Origin of the sequence: Bacillus sp. J33 (assembly GCF_000518885.1) — a bacterium.
Taxonomy (GTDB): domain Bacteria; phylum Bacillota; class Bacilli; order Bacillales; family Cytobacillaceae; genus Cytobacillus.
In genome coordinates this window covers 21,435-42,860 of record NZ_JAEL01000048.1, presented here as the reverse complement: position 1 = coordinate 42,860, position 21,426 = coordinate 21,435, and the positions used below count along the sequence as shown (strand labels likewise).

The 21,426-nt window shown below is 39.4% G+C and carries 20 protein-coding genes and 1 pseudogene; 13 read left to right on the top strand and 8 right to left on the bottom strand.

All coding sequences use genetic code 11. The features are described 5' to 3' along the window. A pseudogene (locus L634_RS34355) lies at positions 1-290 on the top strand (hypothetical protein); the annotation flags it as partial. Positions 291-712: 422 nt separating this feature from the next. On the opposite strand, the gene L634_RS0114995 reads toward L634_RS34355, so the two are convergent. Beyond that, on the bottom strand, positions 713-898 hold the full coding sequence (locus tag L634_RS0114995; protein ID WP_026583148.1) for a hypothetical protein: 186 nt from the start codon (positions 896-898) through the stop codon (positions 713-715). Positions 899-1,386: 488 nt separating this feature from the next. Here L634_RS0114995 and L634_RS0114985 point away from each other — a divergent pair, with 488 nt between their 5' ends. Beyond that, positions 1,387-1,830, top strand: coding sequence for an ArsI/CadI family heavy metal resistance metalloenzyme (locus L634_RS0114985; RefSeq protein ID WP_026583147.1), 444 nt, complete (start codon positions 1,387-1,389; stop codon positions 1,828-1,830). Between the two features lie 195 nt (positions 1,831-2,025). Here L634_RS0114985 and L634_RS0114980 read toward each other — a convergent pair whose 3' ends face one another. Both L634_RS0114980 and L634_RS33440 read right to left on the bottom strand, forming a co-directional pair. Continuing rightward, positions 2,026-2,268, bottom strand: a complete 243-nt coding sequence (locus L634_RS0114980; RefSeq protein ID WP_026583146.1) for a DUF2164 domain-containing protein — start codon at positions 2,266-2,268, stop codon at positions 2,026-2,028. 138 nt (positions 2,269-2,406) lie between these two features. Further along, entirely contained in the window at positions 2,407-2,583 is a 177-nt protein-coding gene (locus tag L634_RS33440) for a hypothetical protein (RefSeq protein WP_157452409.1), read from the bottom strand. An 88-nt stretch (positions 2,584-2,671) separates the two neighbouring features. Here L634_RS33440 and L634_RS0114970 point away from each other — a divergent pair, with 88 nt between their 5' ends. The 5 genes from L634_RS0114970 (at position 2,672) to L634_RS0114940 (ending at position 6,290) form a co-directional block, all read left to right on the top strand. Continuing rightward, entirely contained in the window at positions 2,672-3,634 is a 963-nt protein-coding gene (locus tag L634_RS0114970; RefSeq protein WP_026583145.1) for a LacI family DNA-binding transcriptional regulator, read from the top strand. Positions 3,635-3,769: 135 nt separating this feature from the next. Beyond that, positions 3,770-4,243 carry a hypothetical protein gene (locus L634_RS0114965; protein ID WP_026583144.1) on the top strand — a complete coding sequence of 158 codons (474 nt, stop codon included), beginning with the start codon at positions 3,770-3,772 and terminating at the stop codon, positions 4,241-4,243. Further along, positions 4,240-4,749: a hypothetical protein gene (locus L634_RS0114960; RefSeq protein WP_026583143.1), complete on the top strand. Its 510-nt coding sequence runs from the start codon at positions 4,240-4,242 to the stop codon at positions 4,747-4,749. Before L634_RS0114965 ends, L634_RS0114960 begins: the two co-directional genes overlap by 4 nt. A 509-nt stretch (positions 4,750-5,258) precedes the next feature. Further along, positions 5,259-5,825 (top strand): GNAT family N-acetyltransferase, encoded by a 567-nt coding sequence (locus tag L634_RS0114945; protein ID WP_026583142.1) that lies wholly within the window; start codon positions 5,259-5,261, stop codon positions 5,823-5,825. Positions 5,826-5,945: 120 nt separating this feature from the next. Then, positions 5,946-6,290, top strand: coding sequence for a hypothetical protein (locus tag L634_RS0114940; RefSeq protein WP_026583141.1), 345 nt, complete (start codon positions 5,946-5,948; stop codon positions 6,288-6,290). 22 nt (positions 6,291-6,312) lie between these two features. On the opposite strand, the gene L634_RS0114935 is transcribed toward L634_RS0114940, so the two are convergent. Further along, a complete protein-coding gene (locus L634_RS0114935) occupies positions 6,313-7,548 on the bottom strand; it encodes a Bcr/CflA family efflux MFS transporter (RefSeq protein WP_026583140.1) in 1,236 nt (411 codons plus the stop codon). A gap of 595 nt (positions 7,549-8,143) precedes the next feature. Further along, complete coding sequence (locus tag L634_RS0114930) at positions 8,144-8,884, bottom strand: MurR/RpiR family transcriptional regulator (protein ID WP_026583139.1); 741 nt, start codon at positions 8,882-8,884, stop codon at positions 8,144-8,146. Between the two features lie 386 nt (positions 8,885-9,270). On the opposite strand from L634_RS0114930, the gene L634_RS0114925 reads away from it, so the two are divergent. Further along, complete coding sequence (locus tag L634_RS0114925; RefSeq protein WP_026583138.1) at positions 9,271-10,707, top strand: glycoside hydrolase family 1 protein; 1,437 nt, start codon at positions 9,271-9,273, stop codon at positions 10,705-10,707. A gap of 420 nt (positions 10,708-11,127) precedes the next feature. On the opposite strand, the gene L634_RS0114915 is transcribed toward L634_RS0114925, so the two are convergent. Continuing rightward, positions 11,128-12,081: an alpha/beta hydrolase gene (locus L634_RS0114915; protein WP_026583137.1), complete on the bottom strand. Its 954-nt coding sequence runs from the start codon at positions 12,079-12,081 to the stop codon at positions 11,128-11,130. A gap of 192 nt (positions 12,082-12,273) precedes the next feature. Beyond that, positions 12,274-12,891: a TetR/AcrR family transcriptional regulator gene (locus L634_RS0114910; protein WP_026583136.1), complete on the bottom strand. Its 618-nt coding sequence runs from the start codon at positions 12,889-12,891 to the stop codon at positions 12,274-12,276. A gap of 178 nt (positions 12,892-13,069) precedes the next feature. Between L634_RS0114910 and L634_RS0114905 the strand changes: the two genes are divergently transcribed. Further along, entirely contained in the window at positions 13,070-13,831 is a 762-nt protein-coding gene (locus L634_RS0114905) for an SDR family oxidoreductase (RefSeq protein ID WP_026583135.1), read from the top strand. Between the two features lie 193 nt (positions 13,832-14,024). Here the strand turns inward: L634_RS0114905 and L634_RS0114900 are convergent, their stop codons facing one another. Beyond that, positions 14,025-15,104, bottom strand: coding sequence for an inorganic phosphate transporter (locus L634_RS0114900; RefSeq protein WP_026583134.1), 1,080 nt, complete (start codon positions 15,102-15,104; stop codon positions 14,025-14,027). A gap of 806 nt (positions 15,105-15,910) precedes the next feature. Between L634_RS0114900 and L634_RS0114895 the strand changes: the two genes are divergently transcribed. The 4 genes from L634_RS0114895 to L634_RS0114880 all read left to right on the top strand — a co-directional run bounded on the left by L634_RS0114895 (position 15,911) and on the right by L634_RS0114880 (position 21,112). Beyond that, positions 15,911-16,900: a LacI family DNA-binding transcriptional regulator gene (locus L634_RS0114895; protein ID WP_026583133.1), complete on the top strand. Its 990-nt coding sequence runs from the start codon at positions 15,911-15,913 to the stop codon at positions 16,898-16,900. Between the two features lie 242 nt (positions 16,901-17,142). Further along, positions 17,143-18,579: a PTS transporter subunit EIIC gene (locus L634_RS0114890; protein ID WP_051428340.1), complete on the top strand. Its 1,437-nt coding sequence runs from the start codon at positions 17,143-17,145 to the stop codon at positions 18,577-18,579. Between the two features lie 54 nt (positions 18,580-18,633). After that, complete coding sequence (locus L634_RS0114885; RefSeq protein ID WP_026583131.1) at positions 18,634-20,124, top strand: glycoside hydrolase family 32 protein; 1,491 nt, start codon at positions 18,634-18,636, stop codon at positions 20,122-20,124. 10 nt (positions 20,125-20,134) lie between these two features. Next, on the top strand, positions 20,135-21,112 hold the full coding sequence (locus tag L634_RS0114880; RefSeq protein ID WP_026583130.1) for a carbohydrate kinase family protein: 978 nt from the start codon (positions 20,135-20,137) through the stop codon (positions 21,110-21,112). Positions 21,113-21,426: the final 314 nt, after the last annotated feature.

Below are 21,426 nucleotides of genomic sequence, written 5' to 3'. Positions count from 1 at the left end.
CGTTTTGGCGGCTTCTTTTTATGGTTTTAAAGAAGAACCATCTATTTATATTTTTGGCTGTGTTAAAGCTTATTGTTGATTATTACACCTTGTTGATTGGAGCGGAAGGTACGAGATCCTCGAAAATGCTATCGCATTTTCTTCGTGCGGTGTTCATTCGAGGAAGCTTATTCAATGTCCTGCGGGAGAAGCGTGTCAGCGGGAGACCCCGCAGGTGCGAATGCACCGAGGAGCGTCGGACCGCCCGCGGAAAGCGAGTGCCTCGTGCTGAAATCAACAGGCAAATTTAACAGAGCTATATTTTTTGTAAATGCCATACTAAATTTCAGCGCTGCTTTAGATTGCCGGTGGGCTATTCAGAATGGAATATCCATTTCCCCTTAAGCCGTGAACAAACTCTTTTTGGCTGGTTAATCTCCGTTTATACTTTAAAACAGTATCGTAAAATGGGCTGGCGCATCAGCTTGTCAGTGAAGTTTGTGATTGGCTAAAAGAAAAAGGTGCACATCGGGCTAGGTTATGGTCAAGTTCCAGCGGTAAACACATAAATGAGAACCTGGGATTTAGAAATATGATAGATATGGAGAAATCATTATTATTAGCTGTTATATTAAGTTATTTGAATAGATCAAGGGAATCTATCAATAGGACACCCTTGTTTTAATTATTATACAGCAGTAAATATAGTGATTATGATTATTTTTTAATCCTCCTAGCAATCGCAAATGCAAACGCATTGATTTTTCTTGTTTACCCTGCTCGCGGCAGTTAATTTTCTGACCATCCTGGATATAAAGGAATCTTGCCCTACATATGAGTATTTCCAAGCTTCTTTTGACAGCCTTTCAATTTCCTGCTGCTTCGTTTTGATGATCATCTCATAATTGTAATAATCCATTCTCATTTCCTCCTTATTAATCAAAAAAAATTGATTTAAATAACCGAAACAGCTAAACGATATTTTAGAAGCTTTAAGATAAACACCATTCTTAAATAATCGGCCAAAATCATAATGTTTTTCTAAATCAAATTATCTTGATGAAACCATCATATATCCAAATTTTTCATATGTCAATCGTTAAAATCAAAAAAAGTTGATTGATTTTATCAATTTTTTTTGATAAATAAGTTGCATTTAGAAATTATTGCTAATATACTTGCACTATAAATCAAAAAAAATTGATTTATAAATACTTATTAATAAGGGAGCTGTTATGAATGAACTTTTTTTAAGGTTTTCTTGCAAACAAGGAAAGCTTTCTGACTGCTGCGGAATTGAGATTAAATGTTTCAGCACACGATGATTCCTGCTGCATAACTTCACAAGCTAAGGCATCCTGCTGCTAATTATTTGCTCGTAAAAAAGATTAAGAAGGAGAGATTTCAATGAAAGTACATGTAGGAATTAATGTAACAGATTTAAAGCAATCTATAGAATTTTATTCGAAGGTATTTAATACAGAACCCGTAAAAATAAAAGAAGATTATGCAAAATTTTTAATAGAAGACCCTGGCCTTAACTTTACGCTGAATGTGAAAGATCACGTATCCGGTAATCAGGTTGGCCATTTTGGTTTTCAAGTAGAGAATAAGGAGGAAGTTCTCCAGCATAAAGAGAGATTAGAAAAACTCGGCTTTTTTGCAAGGGAAGAGATGGATGTCACCTGCTGTTATGCAACCCAGGATAAGTTTTGGGTAACAGACCCGGACGGAAATGAATGGGAGTTCTTCTATACTAAGGCTGATGTGGAGTCTATGGCAGTCCAGTCCTCATGCTGCACAACACAGCCAATCAAAGTCGAAATAAAAAATTCATCTTGCTGCTCTTAGCTGATAGACCGCTGAGTCAATTCAGCGGTTTTTTTCATATTTATCCTCTATTGATGCAGAAAGCAAAAAGGAGATAATAAGCTAGTCGGAAAGTGGCCAAGTGGGGAAGCGGCTTACATATTTGTGGTAGAGATAAATAATCAATCATTCCATAGCAGAATACTGCGGAATGATTGATAGGCGTTTTTATCGGAATTATTTTATTGGGCGTTCCAGAGTTAAAATTTCATCTTCCATGGACGCATATTGCTGCTCAACGACATGTTTTACGTCTGAAATAGCAGCATTATAGAAATGCGGTGCAAGTGACTCCTTCACAAAATCCAATACTCTCTCAGCGCTAAATTCTGATATTTCTTCGTCTCTTTCTTGAGAAAAAAAGGTTTGAATGTCCGAAATCATCATTTGGTGCTGTTCCTTTGTCAGTCTGATAAACATATGTATCAATCCTCCCTGTATTAACACATGTTACTATACAACGGATGCTTCATAAAATAATAGGCTGTTATTTTTAGAAATAATATGTACAAGCAGGAGTTTGCAAGAACTCCTGCTGAACGGTCTGAATTGAACAAATTATTTGTTATTGGTGTTTTCTCCATATACATCAAATAATAGACTGTAGTAATCTTTTGTATGTGCTTTATTGTTTTCAAGGCTCTTTTTGGGATACAAGGAAATGGGAATGGATGATAAGATCAGTATAGAACTGCATAGAATAAGCAAGTTAAGAATCCCCCATAGTATAACCATTTTAGATACCTCCTCTTTGTGTTAATGAAAGTTTAATGTATGAAACGCATTTCAGAGCAAGTGAAAAGTTAAAAATTAGGTGAGGCTAATGGCAAATATTAAGGATATCGCAAAAAAGGCCGGTGTTTCGGTAACAACCGTATCCAGGGTTTTGAATAATCACCCGTATGTGAGTGAAGAAAAAAAGGAAGCGGTTTATCGGGCGATAGAGGAATGCAATTATCAGCGAAATATTAATGCTGTTCATTTAAGTAAAGGGGAAACCCTGCTGATTGGTGTAGCGGTTCCATATACAAACCATCCTTATTTTGGCTTGTTAGTGGAGGGGATCGCAAATGAAGCGGTTAAGAAGAACTATAAGCTGGTCCTGTTCCAGACAAATTATGAGGAAGGCAGAGAAATTGAAGCGTTAAAAATGCTTCAGCATAAGCAAATTGATGCGTTAATCATTTGTTCAAGAATCTGTGATTGGGAGATCATAAATGAGTATTTGGAATATGGCCCTATTGTTCTTTGTGAGGATGCGAGGGGCCGAAATGTTTCTTCAGCCTTTATCGATCATTATAAAAGTTTCTCCCGCGCCCTGGAGTTTCTTCATAAAAAGGGACATCACAAAATTGGCTATTGCCTAGGAAGAAAATCTGGATCTAATAGCCGGCAAAGGAGAAGGGCTTACAAGGATTTTATCAGTAAAATAAATGTATCTTTCGAGCCTGATTACATTTTTTATGACTGTTTAAATTTTGAAGATGGAGTTCAGGTAGTTCAGCGTTTAATAAATATGCCTGATCCGCCGACTGCCCTGTTGGTAACGAGTGATATTGTGGCAGCGGGAATTTTTACTTTTTGCAGGGAAAAAGGGATCAAAATTCCAGATGACCTTGCTTTAATGGGATTCGATAACCAGCCGATTGCAAAAATTATGCACATTACTACACTTGAAATCCCTCTTGTTGAAATGGGGAGGAAACTGCTTCTTCAAGCATTAGAGAGAGAAAGAACTTCCCATGAGGAATTTTCAGTTACATTGATTAAAAGGCAAACTGTATAGTCCAGTAGTATATTTTTTCCACCCCCGGCAGTTATCTGCCGTTTTTTATTCTCTCAATTGTACTTCATCCCCAAAAATTGAGAATAAATGTCATGAAGAGGATAAATAATAACAAAAAAATATGGGGATGATGTTTTGGGTTTCGTTCTGTTGGTCTCTCTTGCATGGTTTATTATCATATTTTATACAGTAATGAATAAAAAACTAACGTTTATGGAAAATACCTTCGTTTATTTGTTATCCATGCTCATTAATATTAATTATACATGGATTGTTTACGAAGAACTGAAGTTGGCTGTGATTTCCGATAAGACACTGGATTATACAGGTTTCTTAATCCAGAGAAGCATTACACTTCCTTTAGTTGTGGTGATCACGATGAATCTTTATCAGAAAACAGATAGCATCGGATCAAAACTGTTAAAAACCGTTTTGTCCATCCTTTTTTTAGTCATTGCTATTTCTATCGCCCTCTATTTTGGAATTTTAGAATTTAAAAAATGGAATATTATGTATCATGTCATTTACTTATTTTTGCTGCATTTTGTAGCCTGCTACTCCCTGAAATACTTTAGAAGCCTCAAAACAAAAGAGGTGAGGGAATCATGAAATTATGGGAGAGTTTCGATAAAAATGAAATTATCCTTTTAATTTTGGTTGCAGCTGCTTATCTGGTTTATTTTCTTTTACTTAAAAAGCCTGATCGGCTGGCTCCTCAAATAAGAATACTGAGTTTGCTCTGGGGAGTATCTATTGGGACATTATTTGACTTCACAATAGGCGGAGGACAGAGTGATTTTTATAGGGTAAATGATTTAAATAATTACGAAGTAACTGATGTTGTTTACTACTTATTATTTGCGCCTTTTGGCTATTTCTTTTTCTATTATTATGAAAGGCTGAAAATCAGCAAGAGAACATTTATTATCTACATGCTGGTTTGGGCTTTAGCCGCAGTGGCAATGCACTGGATATTAATGAGGGCAGGAATTATCACTCTGCAAAAAGGTTACCGGCTGGCTTATTCATTTCCGATCTTTTTGGTCACCCAAACCTTAACAGGAATTTATTTGCAGCTATTAAAAGCCAAAGAGAAACTGCAAACAGCAGAATAATACAGAAGGCGGCCAATCCATTCTTGGCCGCTATTTTTTTGATTGGCAAGAACATAAAAAAAGCCATCCACTTGGATGACGGAAGCATTTTTTTAAAATTTTATTTGGATTTTTGGTTATCTAATTTTAATTTTTGAAGTTCAGCTGCTTTCTGGCGTTCAGCATCTTCTTAAATGCTTCCATCGCTTTGTAGCAGAGATAATTCACTTCATCCACCTCCCAAAGATTCTGTTTAGTTATTCTAGCTTATTCCCTGTGATGGTAATATAAAACTAGAAATTGAAAAAATATCCTATAGTTACGCGGGGATTCTTTGCTGAGAAGATAAAGCTATTCTATGAATCATTCGAGGGTAATGTTTACAGTAAGTCATATACCTAATAATAGAGTTAACATGGAGTTAGTGAAGTTTGAATTTTTTACCATATTAGAGGATTTTTTGCCAACTATTTGATATAGTGGTTAAAAAGTATTTATAAAGCTAATGAATTCGCAGAGGAGTGAACTCTATGCCATCTGAATTTCCGGAAATGGAAACGGAAAGGCTTATTTTACGAGAAGCAACAAAAGATGATGTTAAAGATATGTTTGTCTATTTATCCGACCCAGAAGTGGTTAAACATATGGGGATGGGCCCTTTCCAGTCAGCAGAAGATGTATTGGAAGAACTGGAGTGGTATAAATCCATACGTGAACAAGGCACAGGAATTAGATGGGGAATCGCGCTCAAAGATTCCGGAAAAATCATAGGAAGCTGCGGATTCCTCAATAGAATTCCTAAGCATTACCGAAGTGAAATTGGATATGAGTTAAGCAAAGAGCATTGGGGAAAAGGAATTGCCAGCGAAGCCCTGGAGAAAGTTATCAAATATGGTTTTGAGCATCTAAAGCTTGAAAGAATAGAGGCCCTGATTGAACCTGAAAATGTACCTTCCCAAAAGCTGGTTGAAAGACAGGGCTTTAAAAGGGAAGGATTGCTGCGGCATTATGAATATACGTGCGGAAAATTTGATGACTTGTATATGTATTCCATTTTAAAAGGAGATCTGTTAAATGCTAGAGTTCAAGAAAAATAGGAGCAAGGATAAAAGGGGGCACTGAAAGGAGTTATCCAAGCTTTATCCGCTTCATACTTATGATTGGCAATAAAAAGCTATGAAAACTTGCAGCAGAAAACGTATAAGGAGATGGCAAAAATGGTGAATTATAACGGCCGCATATTCGTTTCAGTGGAAAATACAGAGAACGGGGAAGTGTCATCCAAGACTATTTTTAAATACAAACAAGAGGAAAATATCATTTCAGCCACTTATAGCGGGGGAGAAATCAAACAAGGTTTTCTCATCGGGATTGTACATGAGGACAGCAGCTTAGAGTTTAGATATAACCATGTGAATAATAATAATGAAATTAGAGGCGGAAAATGCCATTCTGTTCCTGAAGTGTTGTCAGATGGCAGAATCAGGCTTTATGAAAATTGGCAATGGCTTGATAATGACACTGCCACGGGAGCCTCCATAATAGAGGAAATTCAGAAATAACACAGAAAATCACGGAGGGGATTCACCCCTCCGCATGCAAATTCAAGGTGGACCGGCTTTTTTTGGCCTTTTCCTTTGTCAGTGTAAAAAAGGCAATGAAGCCGATGAAGGAAGTGACAAAAAGAATAGTCCCCATTGGAACGGCAGTCGTTTCATCAATGCTGACAAGAGGGGAGACAGCAGATCCAAGCACTAAAGGCAGCATTCCAATTACGGCGCTTGCGCTTCCCGCACGATGACCCTGATTTTTCATAGCAAGTGTAAAGGAGCTTGTAATGATCATTCCCATTGAGGTCATGTATATAAAAATGGGGATGACAAGCATAAACAGCGGCCCTTTAATAATGGTCATGATCAGCAGTAAAGAAGTGGCACTCACAGCAATGCAGACGGCTGTTTGAAGCAGCTTTCTTTCCGGGATCATTCCCGCTAACCGGCCAATTAAGAAACTTCCAGTAATAATAGCCAATCCATTTATGCCAAACAGAATACTGAATACCTGCGGTGAAACCCCATAGATCCCCTGATAAACGAATGGAGTTCCGGATACATAAGCAAAGCTTCCGCCATGGATGAACCCGACAATCAAAGCGTAGCCAATGAACGAACGGTCCTTGAATAAGCCTCCCATACTCGTAATTGAATTCCCAATTGAACTTGGGATACGCTTTTCCGGAGGAAGCGTTTCTTTTAAGCGGAAGTAAATCACGATTGTAATAAATACCCCGAGCAAAGATAGAAAATAGAATATGGTTTCCCAGCTGGCGAATGGAAGCAGCAGAAGCGCTCCGCCAGTCATGGGGGCGATCATCGGAGCTGTGGCATTAATGACCATCAACAGTGCAAAAAATTTCGTCAGCTCTTTCCCGCTGAATACATCCCGTACAACTGCCCGGGAGAGAACGATACCGGCTGAAGCCGTTAAGCCCTGCAGAAAGCGGGCCGCGATAAAGGTCGTGATATTTGGTGCAAGTGCACATAACAAAGAGGATATGGCAAAAAGGGAGATCCCAATCAAAAGCGGCTTTCTTCTTCCATGGGCATCACTAAGCGGCCCGACGATTACCTGCCCAGCGGCTAGCCCGATTAAACAGGCGGTTAAACTGAGCTGAACAAGTGATGCACGCGCACTCAAGTCCTTGGAAATATCCGGAAAGCTCGGCAAATACATATCAATATTAAACGGTCCCAGAATTCCAAGCATACTGAGGAGAAAAGCCAGGGCAAGGCGCTCTTTTCCTGTTGGATTATGAAGCATGTTAAACACCTTTCTTTCTATAAAACTGTTAAACTTTTACATAAATACGACTAGTATACGCCAGGGGAGTAAGGATGTCCAGCGCAGAATACTGGATAGGATAAATTAAAGGGCTTTTGATTGAATAAAGACCAAACCCCGTATGTGAATAACATTTTATAAGAGAAAAGCTATAGTTAATAAATCTTTAACCATAGGCATAATTCTTTTTTCAATTAAGCTTTTTTCTTAAAGTTTGTTACTTTTCGGACGGCTAACTAAGGTTAACCAACTGAGTTGATTGTACCGGGCACTTGATCGTCGAAAATGCTACCGCATTTCCTGCGTGCGGTGCCAGGTCAGGGAAGATTATTCAATGTCCTGCCCAGAAGAGAGGGAGTGGGAGACCCCACAGGCGAAGGGCGAAGGAGGCTCTCATTCCTCCCCGCTGACAGCTTGAGTGCCCCGTGCTGAAATCAACGGGCAGAATTTATAAGTAAAGACAACAGTTTATGAGAAAAGAGCCATCAATTAAGATCATAATAAATTTGAACCAGCTTTAAATTAAACCCTTCTGCCCACGTTTAATTTAATTTCGTCGACAATCCTTTTCCTTCTATCTGAAATCCTCTTTTTGATTAAGCTTATGGATTTCCCGAGCCATAGCTTCCAAAATATAAACAACAGGAACTTGGGTCGTAATATTGGATCCCTCAAAAAACTCCTCTGTTACGTAATAAGCAATGTTTAAATCAGAGATTTTAGCAACGGTTGAAAGTTTACGATTTGTAATGCTGATGATTTTACTGCCTTCTTGTTTAAGCTGGTTAAGATGGGTAACTGTAAAATGATTTTCTCCTGAGACAGATAGAGCAATCGTTATGCTATTATTGCGCAGATTGGAATGAATCGGAAAGTGGGGATCTTTAATATACAGTGAAAACGCACCTAAACTGGAGAAATATCTTGCTCCGTATTCTGCAAGGATCCCAGAGCTTCCAATCCCAATAAAAATAACGTTATCTGCTTCCTTAACGAGACTTGCCGCCTCCCTGATTTTTTCTTCTAAATCCCCTTTCAGGGTTCGCTCAAAAAATTCTTCGATGGATTGGTGTGAACTTTTTATAGCCGTCTTCTTATTCTCCTGTAAACTCATTTTGAGCTTTACTTTAAATTCAGAAAAGCCCTCACAGTTAAGTTTCCTGCAAAAGCGCAATATGGTTGCGGTAGAGACATGAGTTTCATCTGCAAGCTCTCGAATCCTCATATAAGGCACTTTCTCACTGTTTTGGCAAATGTAATTGTATAGGGATGTTTCTAATTCATTAAAAGAAGCGATTACTTCATTTGTAAACATAGATCCAGGTACTCCTTTAGTAAAAGCTGTGATAATTCAAATTTAGTAATAGCCGTCTGTTATCTGACAGCCTGCAAATGCCAAGGGGGATCCCGGACGCCGGCGAAAAGCAAGTGTCTGTATCGGTAATTAACACGCAGGCCAACATACCATATAAATTGACTATCCAAAGTTTAACACAAGCTCCCGCAGTAACATAGCGTTACATATATGTAACAAATTCCTTTTTGCGTTATTAAAAACCAGATACGCCGCACTCATTTACTATTCGGATTCATAAAGTTATTATAATTTGTATACTTTTTCCTTTTGTTTTGAAGAGCAATAGATAAATTTTTATAAATGAAGAAATAGTAAAGAGAGTAATAATGTTTGGAGGTATAAAAATGAAGAAATACAATTTCCCCCAAGGTTTTTTATGGGGAGGGGCGACGGCAGCCAATCAAATAGAAGGCGGCTTTAATGAAGGGAATAAAGGACTGAACATTGCCGATGTTCTTCCCGGCGGAAAAGAGCGATATCACATTTTAATGAATCCAGGTTTTGATTTTGAAATCCACGATGATCAGTACTATTATCCAAACCATGAAGCGATTGATTTTTATCATCGATATAAAGAAGATATTGCATTGTTTGCGGAAATGGGTTTCAAGGCATTCCGCATGTCGATTGCCTGGACCCGTATTTTTCCAAAAGGAGATGAGTTAGAGGCAAATGAAGAAGGGCTTGCCTTTTACGATCGCGTGTTCGACGAATTGCTCAAGCATGGCATTGAACCAGTCGTAACCATTTCACATTATGAAATGCCTCTTCATTTGGTAAGGGAATATGGCGGATGGAGAAGCCGTCAAGTAGTCACCTTCTTTGAGAGATATGTAAAGGCGATTTTCAATCGCTATAAAGATAAAGTAAAGTACTGGATGACTTTTAATGAAATCAATAGCGGCTTAGTAATGCCGATTCAAGGGCTTGGTTTTTCCTATCAAAGTGAAGAGGACAAATATAAGCCAACTTTCCAGGCCTACCATCATCAATTTGTCGCGAGTGCCATGGCAGTGAAAGCATGTCATGAGATCATTCCTGATTCGAAAATTGGCTGTATGATCCTCTTTGCACCTGTATATTCTTTTGATAGCAATCCTGAAAATGTGATGTATGCCCTTCAGGAAGAACAGCTTTTCAATTATTTTTGTGGAGATGTTCAAGTTCGCGGGGAGTATCCAGCTTTCATTCAGAGATACTTCAAAGAACATGATATTGAATTGGACATTGAAGAAGGCGATTTGGAATTGCTGAAAGAAGGAACTGCAGATTATATCGGATTCAGTTATTACATGTCCCGTACTGAGAGAAAACTGAAGACAGATGCGGATTCGGCAGAAGGGAATATTATTGGCGGGATTAGAAATCCGTTCCTGGAAACCAGCGACTGGGGTTGGGAAATCGACCCTGAAGGGCTGCGCATAAGCCTAAACAAACTATATGACCGCTATCAGAAACCGCTATTTGTTGTAGAAAATGGGCTAGGGGCCTATGACAAAGTTGAAGAAGACGGCACAATCCATGATGATTATCGTATTGACTATCTTCGTGAGCATATTAAAGCAATGGGCGAAGCCATAGAAGATGGTGTCGAATTAATGGGTTATACAAGCTGGGGCTGTATTGATATGGTCAGCATGTCGACAGGCGAGTTCTCCAAACGCTATGGCTATATCTATGTTGATAAACATGACGATGGCAGCGGAACATTGGAACGAAAAAAGAAGAAGTCTTTCTTCTGGTATAAAGACGTGATAGCAGCAAACGGGGAAAAGTTATAGAAATGAGACTTGTTGAGAGCTGCTATGGCAGCTCTTTTTCAGTGTGGCTTTGTTAAGCTTGTGTATTGATTTTACCTGTGCACAGGCTTTCAGGGAGCCCAGGGGCTTGGCTTCAATTAGCATTTAATTACAGTACATTTTTTACAAAGGTTCTTTTCTAATAGTACAAAGGCTTTTTTTTCATAGATTGTTGTTTTGCCTATAAATTTTGCCCGTTGTTTCCGCTGCGCACTTGCTTTCCGCGGGGAGCGATACGAGCCTCTTTTCCCGCTGGATATTGGGAAAGCATCCTCGAATATACACCTCGTCGTAAGGAAATGAGGGGCATTTTCGAGGAGTCAAGTGCCCTCCGCTGCAATCAACTCATTTAGATAAACTAAGTTCGACTTCAAATAGCAACAAACTTTACGAAAAAAGCCTTTACAAAAAACGCTCAATCTCCTTGAACACTTGGTCACGAATAGGAGGTTTTTCATTAAACAATTGGTGTCTGCCGTTTTTAATTAGTTTAATATGTAAATGATTGAATTTTTCCTTAATAAAATTCAGATTATACTTCCACTCAACAGTCCGGTCGTTTGTTCCTTGTATCAACAGAGTCTCTGTATCACATGCGTTATAGGTTTGAATTTCCTCGTTCCAGCTGATAAGTGAATTTAACCATTCAATTGGAATGGCTTTTGGCTGCAGCGGATCATTTTTAATAAAGCTGAGAAATTGTTTATCTGAGGAGTTTACGCGGAATTTCCTGTGAACCTCCTTCATGAAGGGAATTGGCTCAATTAGATAATAGCCGATTTTTGACAAAAGCCAATGTTTCGATCTAACCAAGGGAGCAATAAGAATAATTTTATTAAACTGTGCTTCTGGCTGCTTTAAAATATAATTGATCAAAATGGCCCCGCCTGTACTATGTCCAATCCCATAAATGGGACCGGAAATTTCCTTCTTCGTTTGGTTCATCAACTCTTCAAGCGTCAATACATAATCGGAAAAACTTTTAACAGAAGCTTTTTCCCCTCCCGAGAGTCCATGTCCTTGTAAATCATAACTGATGACCCTGTATTTCTGGCGGTTTAGATGCTGAATAATATTTTTTAAAATTCCTACATGATCCAAATACCCATGCAATAATACAACGGTACCGATGCATGTTTTTGGTGAAAACATTTGGACCATGATTGGTGTCCCATTAATATCAATTTTTCCGAAATGATAATCGATATTTTTCAACTGAAACCCGTAATAGTTCAGGTATTCTTGTAAGTCAGGGGATAAATGAACAGGGTTTTTGAAATTGATTTTTTGGTCTGAATCAGCTAGTCTATTGAGAATCTTTTGTATGTCTTTTTTTTCAGTCATATTTTCGGTCATAGCTGTTATCCTTCCGTGAAATATCTAGGCTTAGTGTATCTATATTCCATTAAATTATGATTAAAGAAAGAGGGTTTACCCATTTTTGAATTTTGGTTAGAACTGCTTAGAAAATGATTGCAGCACAAAGTTAATAAGTGGCCTCTTGTGGACGGGAAGGTGGCATTTTTCTTCAAAATCGTTTCTCTTAATTCACTCGTTTCTTTCCGAATATGTAAATGTGTATACTGAATCCGTTTGCTTACTTTTTATTATTTCCAATAATTGTTCCGCCATATAATCTGAACTGTATTTAAATCCTTCATTGATCCACTCGGTAATCATGCCGAAAAGGGCATGCACATAAAAGCTGACTTGCAGTTCCCGATTGATCTTCGGATTGGGTAAATCACCCTTTAGGTCTTCTAAAGTTAACCCCTTTAAAACATTGCAAAGCTTCTGCTGTAAGCCGGATAATGTATTTGATTTTAGGATTAAGGTATAAAATTCCCTATTGTTGCTTATATGTTCAAAGATTTTAATGGCAGAAGAGGTTAGGGACTTTACCTCAAAAACTTCCGTGTTTTGATAAGGTTCACGGTAGGAGGCGATTAAATCTGATATAACATCATCAATTATTTCATCCAGTATGTCCTCTTTGTATTCATAATGCTTATAAAAAGTGCCTCTATTTAAGTTTGCGGCCTGTACTATGTCTGTAATTGTAATTTTTTTAAATTCCTTCGACTGCATTAATGATAGAAGTGCTGCCCTTAAGGCTTGCTTTGATTTTGTAATTCTTCTGTCAATATCAGAATTGTTTTTAAACATAAAATGCCTCCTATGTTGAATAAACAGAATTAATAAACAAACAGAAGCGGAATTGTTTGTTAGCCGACAAATTCCTCCTTATTTGCTGATTGAATGGTTCGTTTTATTAAAATATTATAAAGATGTTAAAGATAATCAACAAGTGTTGAAAAATCTCATAACTGGAGGAATTATAATAATGAAGCTTCAAGATCAGGTAGCAGTTGTAACAGGTGCAGCATCAGGAATGGGAAAAGCGATCGCAGAATTGTATGCCAGAGAAGGTGCAAAAGTCATTGTAGCTGATCTAAACCTTGAAGGGGCAGAGACGGTTGCAAAAATGATTATTGAGAATGGCGGATCTGCCAAAGCTGTTAAGGCTAATGTTGCCAAACAAGAAGACATTGAAAATATGATCGATGCAGCTGTAAATGAATTTGGCACTTTAGATATTTTAGTCAATAACGCTGGGATTATGGATGGGTTTGAACCGGTCGGTGACATTCAGGATGATCGATGGGATTTAATATTTGATATCAATACAAAAGGTGTTATGCGTGCCATGCGCAAAGCCATACCGATCTTTTTAGAAAAAGGAAAAGGTGTAATCATTAATACGGCTTCTACTGGAGGATTAAATGGCGCTCATGCTGGGGCAGCTTATGGGGCATCAAAACATGCAGTAGTTGGGCTTACCAAAAATACTGGCTATATGTACGCAAAAAGCGGAATCCGCTGTAACGCCATTGCTCCCGGCGGCGTAGAAACCAATATTGGATCGTCCATGAAAAACATAAATGAATTCGGCTTCGGACGCACGAAGGCAGTTCAAGGTGTCATGCCAAGAATAGGACAGCCGGAAGAAATTGCCCAGGTTGCATTATTTTTAGCATCTGATGAATCAAGCTTTGTAAACGGAACAGTCATCGTCGCAGATGGCGGATGGACTGCGGCATTCTAAAATTTTTATCCAGGGATATAAATATTGAGGTATGAAATGTCTTTCGTGAATGGGATGAAGGACAAAAGGGAATAAAAGAGAGAAACAAATGTCCTTCATAATGGGAATGAAGGACAAAAGGGAATAAAATGAATCAAAGAAATGTCGTTTATGGGTCTGTACATTTTAAAGCAGACCCATTTTTCTGTTCCAGTTAAATCCCTCCGCCAGCATCATAGTAACTTCTTTTCTCATTTCTCTCAATTCTGGATAAAACAATGCTCCCGACCGCTACAATCAGTGCGCTTGTAACTATTAAGACGTTGTAGATATCGAATTTGCTAAATAAATTGATTAATAGATATGAGACAATGAGTGAAGCCAAAGGTGAGATCACCCAAACTAAAGCAATCCGTTTGATCACGTTTTTCTTTAATATAGAGAATCCGTCTTTTGCAGCTCCCACCCCCAGTATTCCGCAGGTTGTTACCTGGGTAAGAGGGATGGGAAGCCCAAAGATGGAAGCGATAATAACCAATGTTCCTCCTGTAAATGAAACAGCGCTTCCTTGCAATAATGAAAGGCTGGTTATTTTTTTGCCGTTTGTTTCTAATACTCTGCTTCCCAGGAATAAAGCACCTAAAGAGACAAATAGGGCACCCAGTAAAAGTCCACTATTTGATGAAATCATGCCTGCTCCCACGAGAGGACCAATGGCATTGGCTACGTTATTCATTCCTGCAGAAAAAGCCTCAAGGCAGCCCCCTATTACAAGCAGCAGCGAGAGCCATTTTGTCCATGTGCCGTTCCCGGTGAGTCCCGGCCATCTGTTTTCTGAGTAATGAATCAAGTAGCCTAATCCAAAGGTAATCAGGAAGGACGTGACTGGGACGATCATCCAAAAAGCAATGATGATAAATAATGTATCTGTGTAGATTGCCTGGAAGGCAGCTCCAACTCCTATAATCGATCCTACTGTTACCTCACTTGTTGATAAAGGAATTCCGATCAAATTTGCTATAAAAAGTGTCAAGGTAGCTCCCAATAATATGATGACAACAATTTGGGCATCCAAAATACCAGTAGGAATAATGCCTTTCCCAATGGTTTTAACTACTTCGCCCCCGCCTAAAAAAGCACCTAAAAAAGCAGAGACTGCAACTAACAGAAGTGCCAGCCGCTTATTTTTTATGGCCCCGGCTCCATATGGTGCACCCATGGAAGCAGCTGTTCCGCTTGCTCCTATGTTCATAGCAAAGAAAAGGGCAACAGCGATTGCGATGTAGGTTAACAAAGTAAAAACCTCATTTCAATAGTTTGAGTTAGAAAATTCACGCATTTAATTCCAAGTAATCCAATGTGATTTTATTATTTTAGATTATAAGGTTTTCATTTGAAATACACAAGTGTTTTAGGAAGATGATTAAGAAAAATTTTGGGGATGCAGATTGTGATATAAGAGTGATTTTAGAGTAAAAATCAAATCAAACAGAACGTATTTCAATAGGGTGAAAATGTGATGTGGGGATAATAACTGTATATGGCAGCCAGGACAATTTTGATTACAATTTTTCATTCTAGACGGTTTTCAGTCATAAACTTCAGCAGTCGGTTTTGGACAGGAAAAGCATCAAGTGATGGAGTACTTGATTATGTTTATTTAATAGGAATTCAGATACAAAACCTGCAGTAGATAAAATAGGGCGATTATTAAAGAGTTCCACCACAGCAAATTCAGGATAAAATGTTGGGTTTGGAAGGAAATCGTATTGCCTGCTGATCAAATTTATGGAAATAAGTAAATTTGTTTGTGGTTTTAGCTATTTGTTGCAGCATTTTACTCTTTTTAAACGGCGGAAACCTTATTTATGCAAAATTTGGGGTCAGTTTATATACTTTTGGGGGGCGGAATGATCGAGAGGGGCTCTATATCGTCAACTTGCATGATTTTATCATCAACTTCTTTAATATATCGTCAACTATCAAAATATATCATCAACTTCTTCAATATATCGTCAACTTGCCTGCCTTCTTTTAACATCCCGGACGATAATATATAATGAAAGCATTCTAGCTTACAGTGAAAAAGGTGAAAGGTGCATGAATACAACCATTAAAGATATTGCCGAGCTGGCAGGTGTTGCAAAAAGTACGGTTTCCAGATATTTAAATGGCGGAAATGTTAGTGAAAAGACTAAAGAAAAGATCCGAAAGGTGATAGAGGAAACAAAGTACGAGCCAAATTCCTTTGCCCAGAGCCTGAAAGCGAAAAGGACGAATTTCATTGGGGTTATCGCCCCGACGCTTGATTCCTATGTGACATCTACGGTATTAATGGCAATTGATGAGGAGCTTCGCAAGCGTGATTATACGACGCTTATTATTAGCACGAGCAAGTATGTTGAACGTGAAATCGAAAGCCTGATTAGCCTTTCGCGACAGAAGGTTGATGGCATTATTCTGATTGCGACGGGCGTGACGGAAAAACATATTGAGACAATTAACTCGATTCAGATTCCCGTTTTGATTGTTGCCCAGGAAGTGGATCAGTGCAGCTGTATTATTAATGATGATTATCACGCTGGCTATAAAATGGGACAATATATTGCCAAAAATGGGCACCAGTCGGTTGCGTATATTGGAGTAACGGAAAGTGATATTGCTGTCGGACTGCGGCGGAAGCAGGGGATCCTGGATGGACTGAGGGAAGCGGGCGTGACAAATATTAAAACCTATACATCTGAATTTGATTTGCATGATGCAGCCAGAATTACGAAGGTTATGCTCGAGAGCTTTACGCCAACAGCCATTATTTGCGCGACAGATACGATTGCATTCGGGGCGATGAAGACCATCTCGAAACTGGGCAAAAAAGTCCCAGACGATTTTTCACTGGCAGGCTTTGGCGGATACAATATTTCCGAAGTCATCCATCCTGCTCTGACAACCATTCGATTCAAAAATGAAACATCAGGGAAGATGGCAGCCCAGACAATTATTAAAATGACGAATGGCGAAGAAGTCCCAGAACTGCAAATCACTGGATTTGAATTTGTTAAAGGCGAAAGCGTGAAATGTGTGAAAAGCTGATACCGTTTTCAAAAAAAGGGTTGTGTAAATGAAAACGGTATTATAAAATAAGCTTGGGAACCGGTTCCCGTCATCCATACTCAAAATTGACGGGACGATCGGTTATTTTTTCCAAATGAAATGGAACCGGTTCCAAAAAAGAAGAATTCTATATTACTAGGAAAGGGCAAGGGTTTGCTATTGTTTTAAACCCTTAAACGGAACCGGTTCCGAAGTAGATCAAAAAGGGAGGAATTAGAGAAATGGCTAATTCAAATATAAAGTCCAAATACCTGCCTGCTGTTAAAGAGTTAATGAGATTAATAGGCGGCAAAGAAAATCTTCAAGGCGCGGCCCATTGTGCGACAAGGCTCCGTTTAGTTCTTAAAGATCATTCACTGGCCGACACAAAGGCGATTGGCCAGCTTGATCATGTAAAAGGCTCGTTCGCAGCGGGGGACCAGCTGCAAATTATTTTCGGAGCGGGAACGGTTAATGATGTCTATGCCGTTTTCACAGATGAAGCCGGCATTACTGAAATGTCACTGGGAGATGTGAAACAGCAATCTGCGCAAAAGCAAAATCCCTTCCAAAAAGGAATTAAAGCTTTATCTGACGTGTTTGTTGAAATTATTCCAGGTTTGCTGGCTGCAGCGCTGTTAATGGGTGTGACTGGTCTTCTTAGCCAGCAGGGAATTTTCGGTGAGCAATCTGTTGTTGAAATGTATCCTGCCATTGCAGGATTTAACCGATTTATATCCATAATGTCCACGGGCATCTTTACCATTTTGCCATTGCTGGTTGTGTTTTCAGCAACAAAGCGATTCGGCGGTAATCCGGTTCTTGGTTTAGTATTAGGTGCGATTATGCTTCATCCCGATCTTGCAAATGCCTATCTAGTTGGAAATGGAACAGTTGAGCCGGAAGTCATCAGCTTGTTTGGGCTGAAGGTTTCACTTGTTGCTTTCCAGGGCGGCATTATTATTGCGCTCTTGATGGGTCTTGTGGTAGCAAAGCTTGACCAGTTTTTCAGCAGAAAAGTTCCAGATATCATCAAGCTTTTCCTTGCACCTTTTTTAACGATAGTCGTTTCAGGTTTCCTATTATTCTCTGCTATTGGCCCATTTGGGCGGCTGTTATCAGATGGCATTACAGCAGGCTTGATGTGGTCAGTTGATAACCTGGGGATTGTTGGTTTCATGCTGTTTGCAGCCATTCAGCAGGTAATCGTTATTACAGGCCTTCACCATGTCATTGGGGCTGTGGAAGCCCAGCTGATTGCCGACACAGGCTTTAACTTTATTATGCCGCTAATGTCAGCTGCATTAATGGGACAGGGTGGGGCTGTATTGGGCTACACACTTGCCCTTTGGAAAAATGATAAAGCAAAACAAATTGGTATTTCAGCATTTGGTTCTACTTTATTCGGAATCTCAGAACCGGCACTTTTCGGTGTTAATGTTAAATATCGATTCCCGCTGATTATGGGCTGCATTGGCGGTGGAATTGGCGGAGCTTATGTTTATCTGACAGGAATTAAAGCGCTTGGCTTTGGAGCAACAGCCATCCCTGGCTTTGCCATTGTTGCGGCACAAGGCAGCGGTCATCTTCATTATATTCTTGCCAATGTGCTGGCATTGGCTGTTGGAGCTATTTTAACAGTTTCTTATTTCAAGATAAAAAAACCAAACTTAGATTAATAGAAGGGGAGGGGAACTTCCTTTCTTTTCTATTTTTACTGGAGAGGATTCAAAATGGAGAGATACAGAGAACCTAAATATAGAACAATTTATGAAGCGGAAGAAAATGAATTAGAAATGCTTAGGGAAAAATCTGAGAAATCTTATTGGAAGCCTGCTTTTCATATACACCCGCAGTTTGGTCTGCTCAACGATCCGAACGGACTTGCGTACTTTAATGGCGAATTCCATATATTTTACCAATGGTATCCGTTCAGTGCGATGCACGGGATGAAACACTGGGCGCATGTGAAATCGGTGGATCTTGTCAATTGGAAGCGTCTCCCGGTTGCTTTGGTTCCTGTAGAGGATTATGAATCTCATGGAGCGTATTCCGGTGCCTCTCTTGAAGTCGCTGGAAAGCTATACTTGTATTACACAGGAAATATTAAATATAGTGCAATGGATAGGTCTGCAAACCAATGCCTTGCTATAATGGATAAGGATGGGAAAATTCAAAAGTATGAAAATAACCCGATTATCAACGGTGTTCCAAATGGGTATACAGGACATGTCCGTGACCCGAAGGTTTTTGAAAAAAATGGTCGCTATTATATGCTTTTGGGGGCGCAAAGAGCTGATCTATCGGGAGCCATTATTATCTATGAATCTGAGAATGCTTTAGATTGGACTTTCAAAGGCGAGCTGAATCTCCAAATAGATTTTCCGGAGTCCGTGTACATGCTCGAATGCCCTGATTACTTTGAATTGAACGGAAAAGATGTTATGGTCTTCTCCCCGCAAGGTTTAAAGGCACAAGGACATGATTACCATAATCTGTATAATGTTATCTATGTAACCGGAAAGCTGGATATTGACACATTGCATTATGAGGTTGAGCATTATCAGGAGCTAGAAAAGGGCTTTGATTTCTATGCACCGCAAACCTTTGCAGGAAAAAACAATGAGCGCCTTTTATTTGCGTGGGCTGGAATGGGGGAAATCAATTATCCGAGTGATCAAGAAGAATGGGCCCATTGCCTATCTATTCCGCGCGAACTTAAGATTATAGATGGCAAGCTTGTTCAAAGACCTTCTGGTGCCTTAAAGCAGCTGCGGAGAGATTCGCATTCAAAAACAATCACAATTGAAAGTGGAACCAAGTGTATGGATCAAGGAATCGGGCAGCATGAGCTCGAGTTTGAATTTGACGCAGTTGAAGCCACCAGGTTTGGCATTGAATTGTTTGCATCCGACACAGAAGGACTTGTACTGGAGTTTGACCGTGAAAAGCAAACAGTGAGATTGGATCGGGAAAAATTTGAGTCAGCTTTTGGCGGGGAATATGGATTTATGAGAAGTTCCGATCTGAGAATTGAAAGCTGTGTTAAAGTTCAAGTATTTGTGGATCATAGTATTGCTGAATTGTTTATCAATGATGGAGAAGTTGTATTTACGGCAAGAGTATTCCCTAAAAAGGATTCAAAAGGTGTGAAAGTTTTTAGTAATGGGAAAGCAAACTGCATTTATACAAAGCATGCTTTAAAGCAAGGAATTATACGTTAAGGGTGAGAAGATGACAAAACTATACTCGATTGGTGAAGTTTTAATAGACTTTATCCCTCAGCAGAAGGGAGAGGCATTAAAGGATGTTGTAACATTTGAGCGCGCTCCAGGAGGCGCCCCGGCGAATGTTGCAGCGGCCGTTGCAAAGTTTGGGCACGATGCATCCATGATTACAAAACTGGGAATTGATGCATTTGGCGATTTCCTTATTGAGCAGCTTCAGCAAGCAGGTGTGAAGACAGACAAAATTCTCCGCACAAAGGAAGCTAATACAGGATTAGCCTTTGTTTCGCTAAAAGAAGATGGCGAGAGGGATTTTTCTTTTTATCGAAAGCCGTCTGCCGATTTGCTTTTTAGGGAAGAGGAAATAAATTCAGATTGGTTCAGTGAAGGGGACATTCTGCATTTCTGCTCTGTCGATCTAGTGGAGAGCCCGATGAAACTGGCACATAAAAGGGCGATTGAACTAATGAAGGAAAAGGGCGGTCTCATTAGTTTTGACCCGAATGTAAGGCTTCCGCTATGGGATCAGCCTGAAGATTGCAGAAATGCCATTTTGGAGTTTCTTCCTTATGCCCATCTTGTGAAGGTATCGGATGAAGAATTGGAGTTTATTACTGGGATTAGTGACATAGAAGAGGCAATTGCTTCTTTATTTGCTGGAGATGTCCAGGCTGTCGTGTTTACCAAAGGTGCCGCTGGAGCTGACCTTTATCTAAAGGATAATAAATGGAAATCCTCTGGATACACTGTCGATGTTCAAGATACCACTGGTGCTGGAGATGCTTTTATCGGAGGATTTTTGTTTAAACTGCTGGAAGCAAAGGCAGCACCGGACAGTTTACAGAAGGTCTTAAAAGAGCAGAACGGTGAAATCCTGAAATTTGCCAATGCGAGCGGAGCCTTAACAGCTACAGGAAAGGGTGCCATTTCTGCATTGCCTGAGAAGGAACAAGTAATCGGCCTGATCCAGGAACAGCATATTTGAAGGTATAATATCATTTGGTACCTTTTTTAGAAAAGCTGTTTTCGTAAAATTTGTTGTTTTTTGGTGGTAAACTAAGTTTAAAATACTGATTTGATTGTTAGCGGAGGGCACTTGAATACTCGAAAATGCATTCACATTTTCTTACGACGAGGTGTTTATCTAAAGATGCTTTTCCAATCTCCTGTTCCGAAGAGAGGGAAGCGGGAGACCCCACAGGCGAAGCCGAATAGGCTCTCATTCCTCCCGACGGGAAAGCTTAAGTGCCCAGTGCTGAAATCAACGGGCAAAATTTATAAGTGAAAAACACCAATCTA

Excerpts from the sequence above, each read along its gene's own strand:
- L634_RS0114995 (WP_026583148.1), bottom strand. The coding sequence starts at position 898 with ATGGATTATTACAATTATGAGATGATCATCAAAACGAAGCAGCAGGAA.
- L634_RS0114985 (WP_026583147.1), top strand. The coding sequence starts at position 1,387 with ATGAAAGTACATGTAGGAATTAATGTAACAGATTTAAAGCAATCTATA.
- L634_RS0114980 (WP_026583146.1), bottom strand. The coding sequence starts at position 2,268 with ATGTTTATCAGACTGACAAAGGAACAGCACCAAATGATGATTTCGGAC.
- L634_RS33440 (WP_157452409.1), bottom strand. The coding sequence starts at position 2,583 with ATGGTTATACTATGGGGGATTCTTAACTTGCTTATTCTATGCAGTTCT.
- L634_RS0114970 (WP_026583145.1), top strand. The coding sequence starts at position 2,672 with ATGGCAAATATTAAGGATATCGCAAAAAAGGCCGGTGTTTCGGTAACA.
- L634_RS0114960 (WP_026583143.1), top strand. The coding sequence starts at position 4,240 with ATGAAATTATGGGAGAGTTTCGATAAAAATGAAATTATCCTTTTAATT.
- L634_RS0114945 (WP_026583142.1), top strand. The coding sequence starts at position 5,259 with ATGCCATCTGAATTTCCGGAAATGGAAACGGAAAGGCTTATTTTACGA.
- L634_RS0114940 (WP_026583141.1), top strand. The coding sequence starts at position 5,946 with ATGGTGAATTATAACGGCCGCATATTCGTTTCAGTGGAAAATACAGAG.
- L634_RS0114935 (WP_026583140.1), bottom strand. The coding sequence starts at position 7,548 with ATGCTTCATAATCCAACAGGAAAAGAGCGCCTTGCCCTGGCTTTTCTC.
- L634_RS0114930 (WP_026583139.1), bottom strand. The coding sequence starts at position 8,884 with ATGTTTACAAATGAAGTAATCGCTTCTTTTAATGAATTAGAAACATCC.
- L634_RS0114925 (WP_026583138.1), top strand. The coding sequence starts at position 9,271 with ATGAAGAAATACAATTTCCCCCAAGGTTTTTTATGGGGAGGGGCGACG.
- L634_RS0114915 (WP_026583137.1), bottom strand. The coding sequence starts at position 12,081 with ATGACCGAAAATATGACTGAAAAAAAAGACATACAAAAGATTCTCAAT.
- L634_RS0114910 (WP_026583136.1), bottom strand. The coding sequence starts at position 12,891 with ATGTTTAAAAACAATTCTGATATTGACAGAAGAATTACAAAATCAAAG.
- L634_RS0114905 (WP_026583135.1), top strand. The coding sequence starts at position 13,070 with ATGAAGCTTCAAGATCAGGTAGCAGTTGTAACAGGTGCAGCATCAGGA.
- L634_RS0114895 (WP_026583133.1), top strand. The coding sequence starts at position 15,911 with ATGAATACAACCATTAAAGATATTGCCGAGCTGGCAGGTGTTGCAAAA.
- L634_RS0114890 (WP_051428340.1), top strand. The coding sequence starts at position 17,143 with ATGGCTAATTCAAATATAAAGTCCAAATACCTGCCTGCTGTTAAAGAG.
- L634_RS0114885 (WP_026583131.1), top strand. The coding sequence starts at position 18,634 with ATGGAGAGATACAGAGAACCTAAATATAGAACAATTTATGAAGCGGAA.
- L634_RS0114880 (WP_026583130.1), top strand. The coding sequence starts at position 20,135 with ATGACAAAACTATACTCGATTGGTGAAGTTTTAATAGACTTTATCCCT.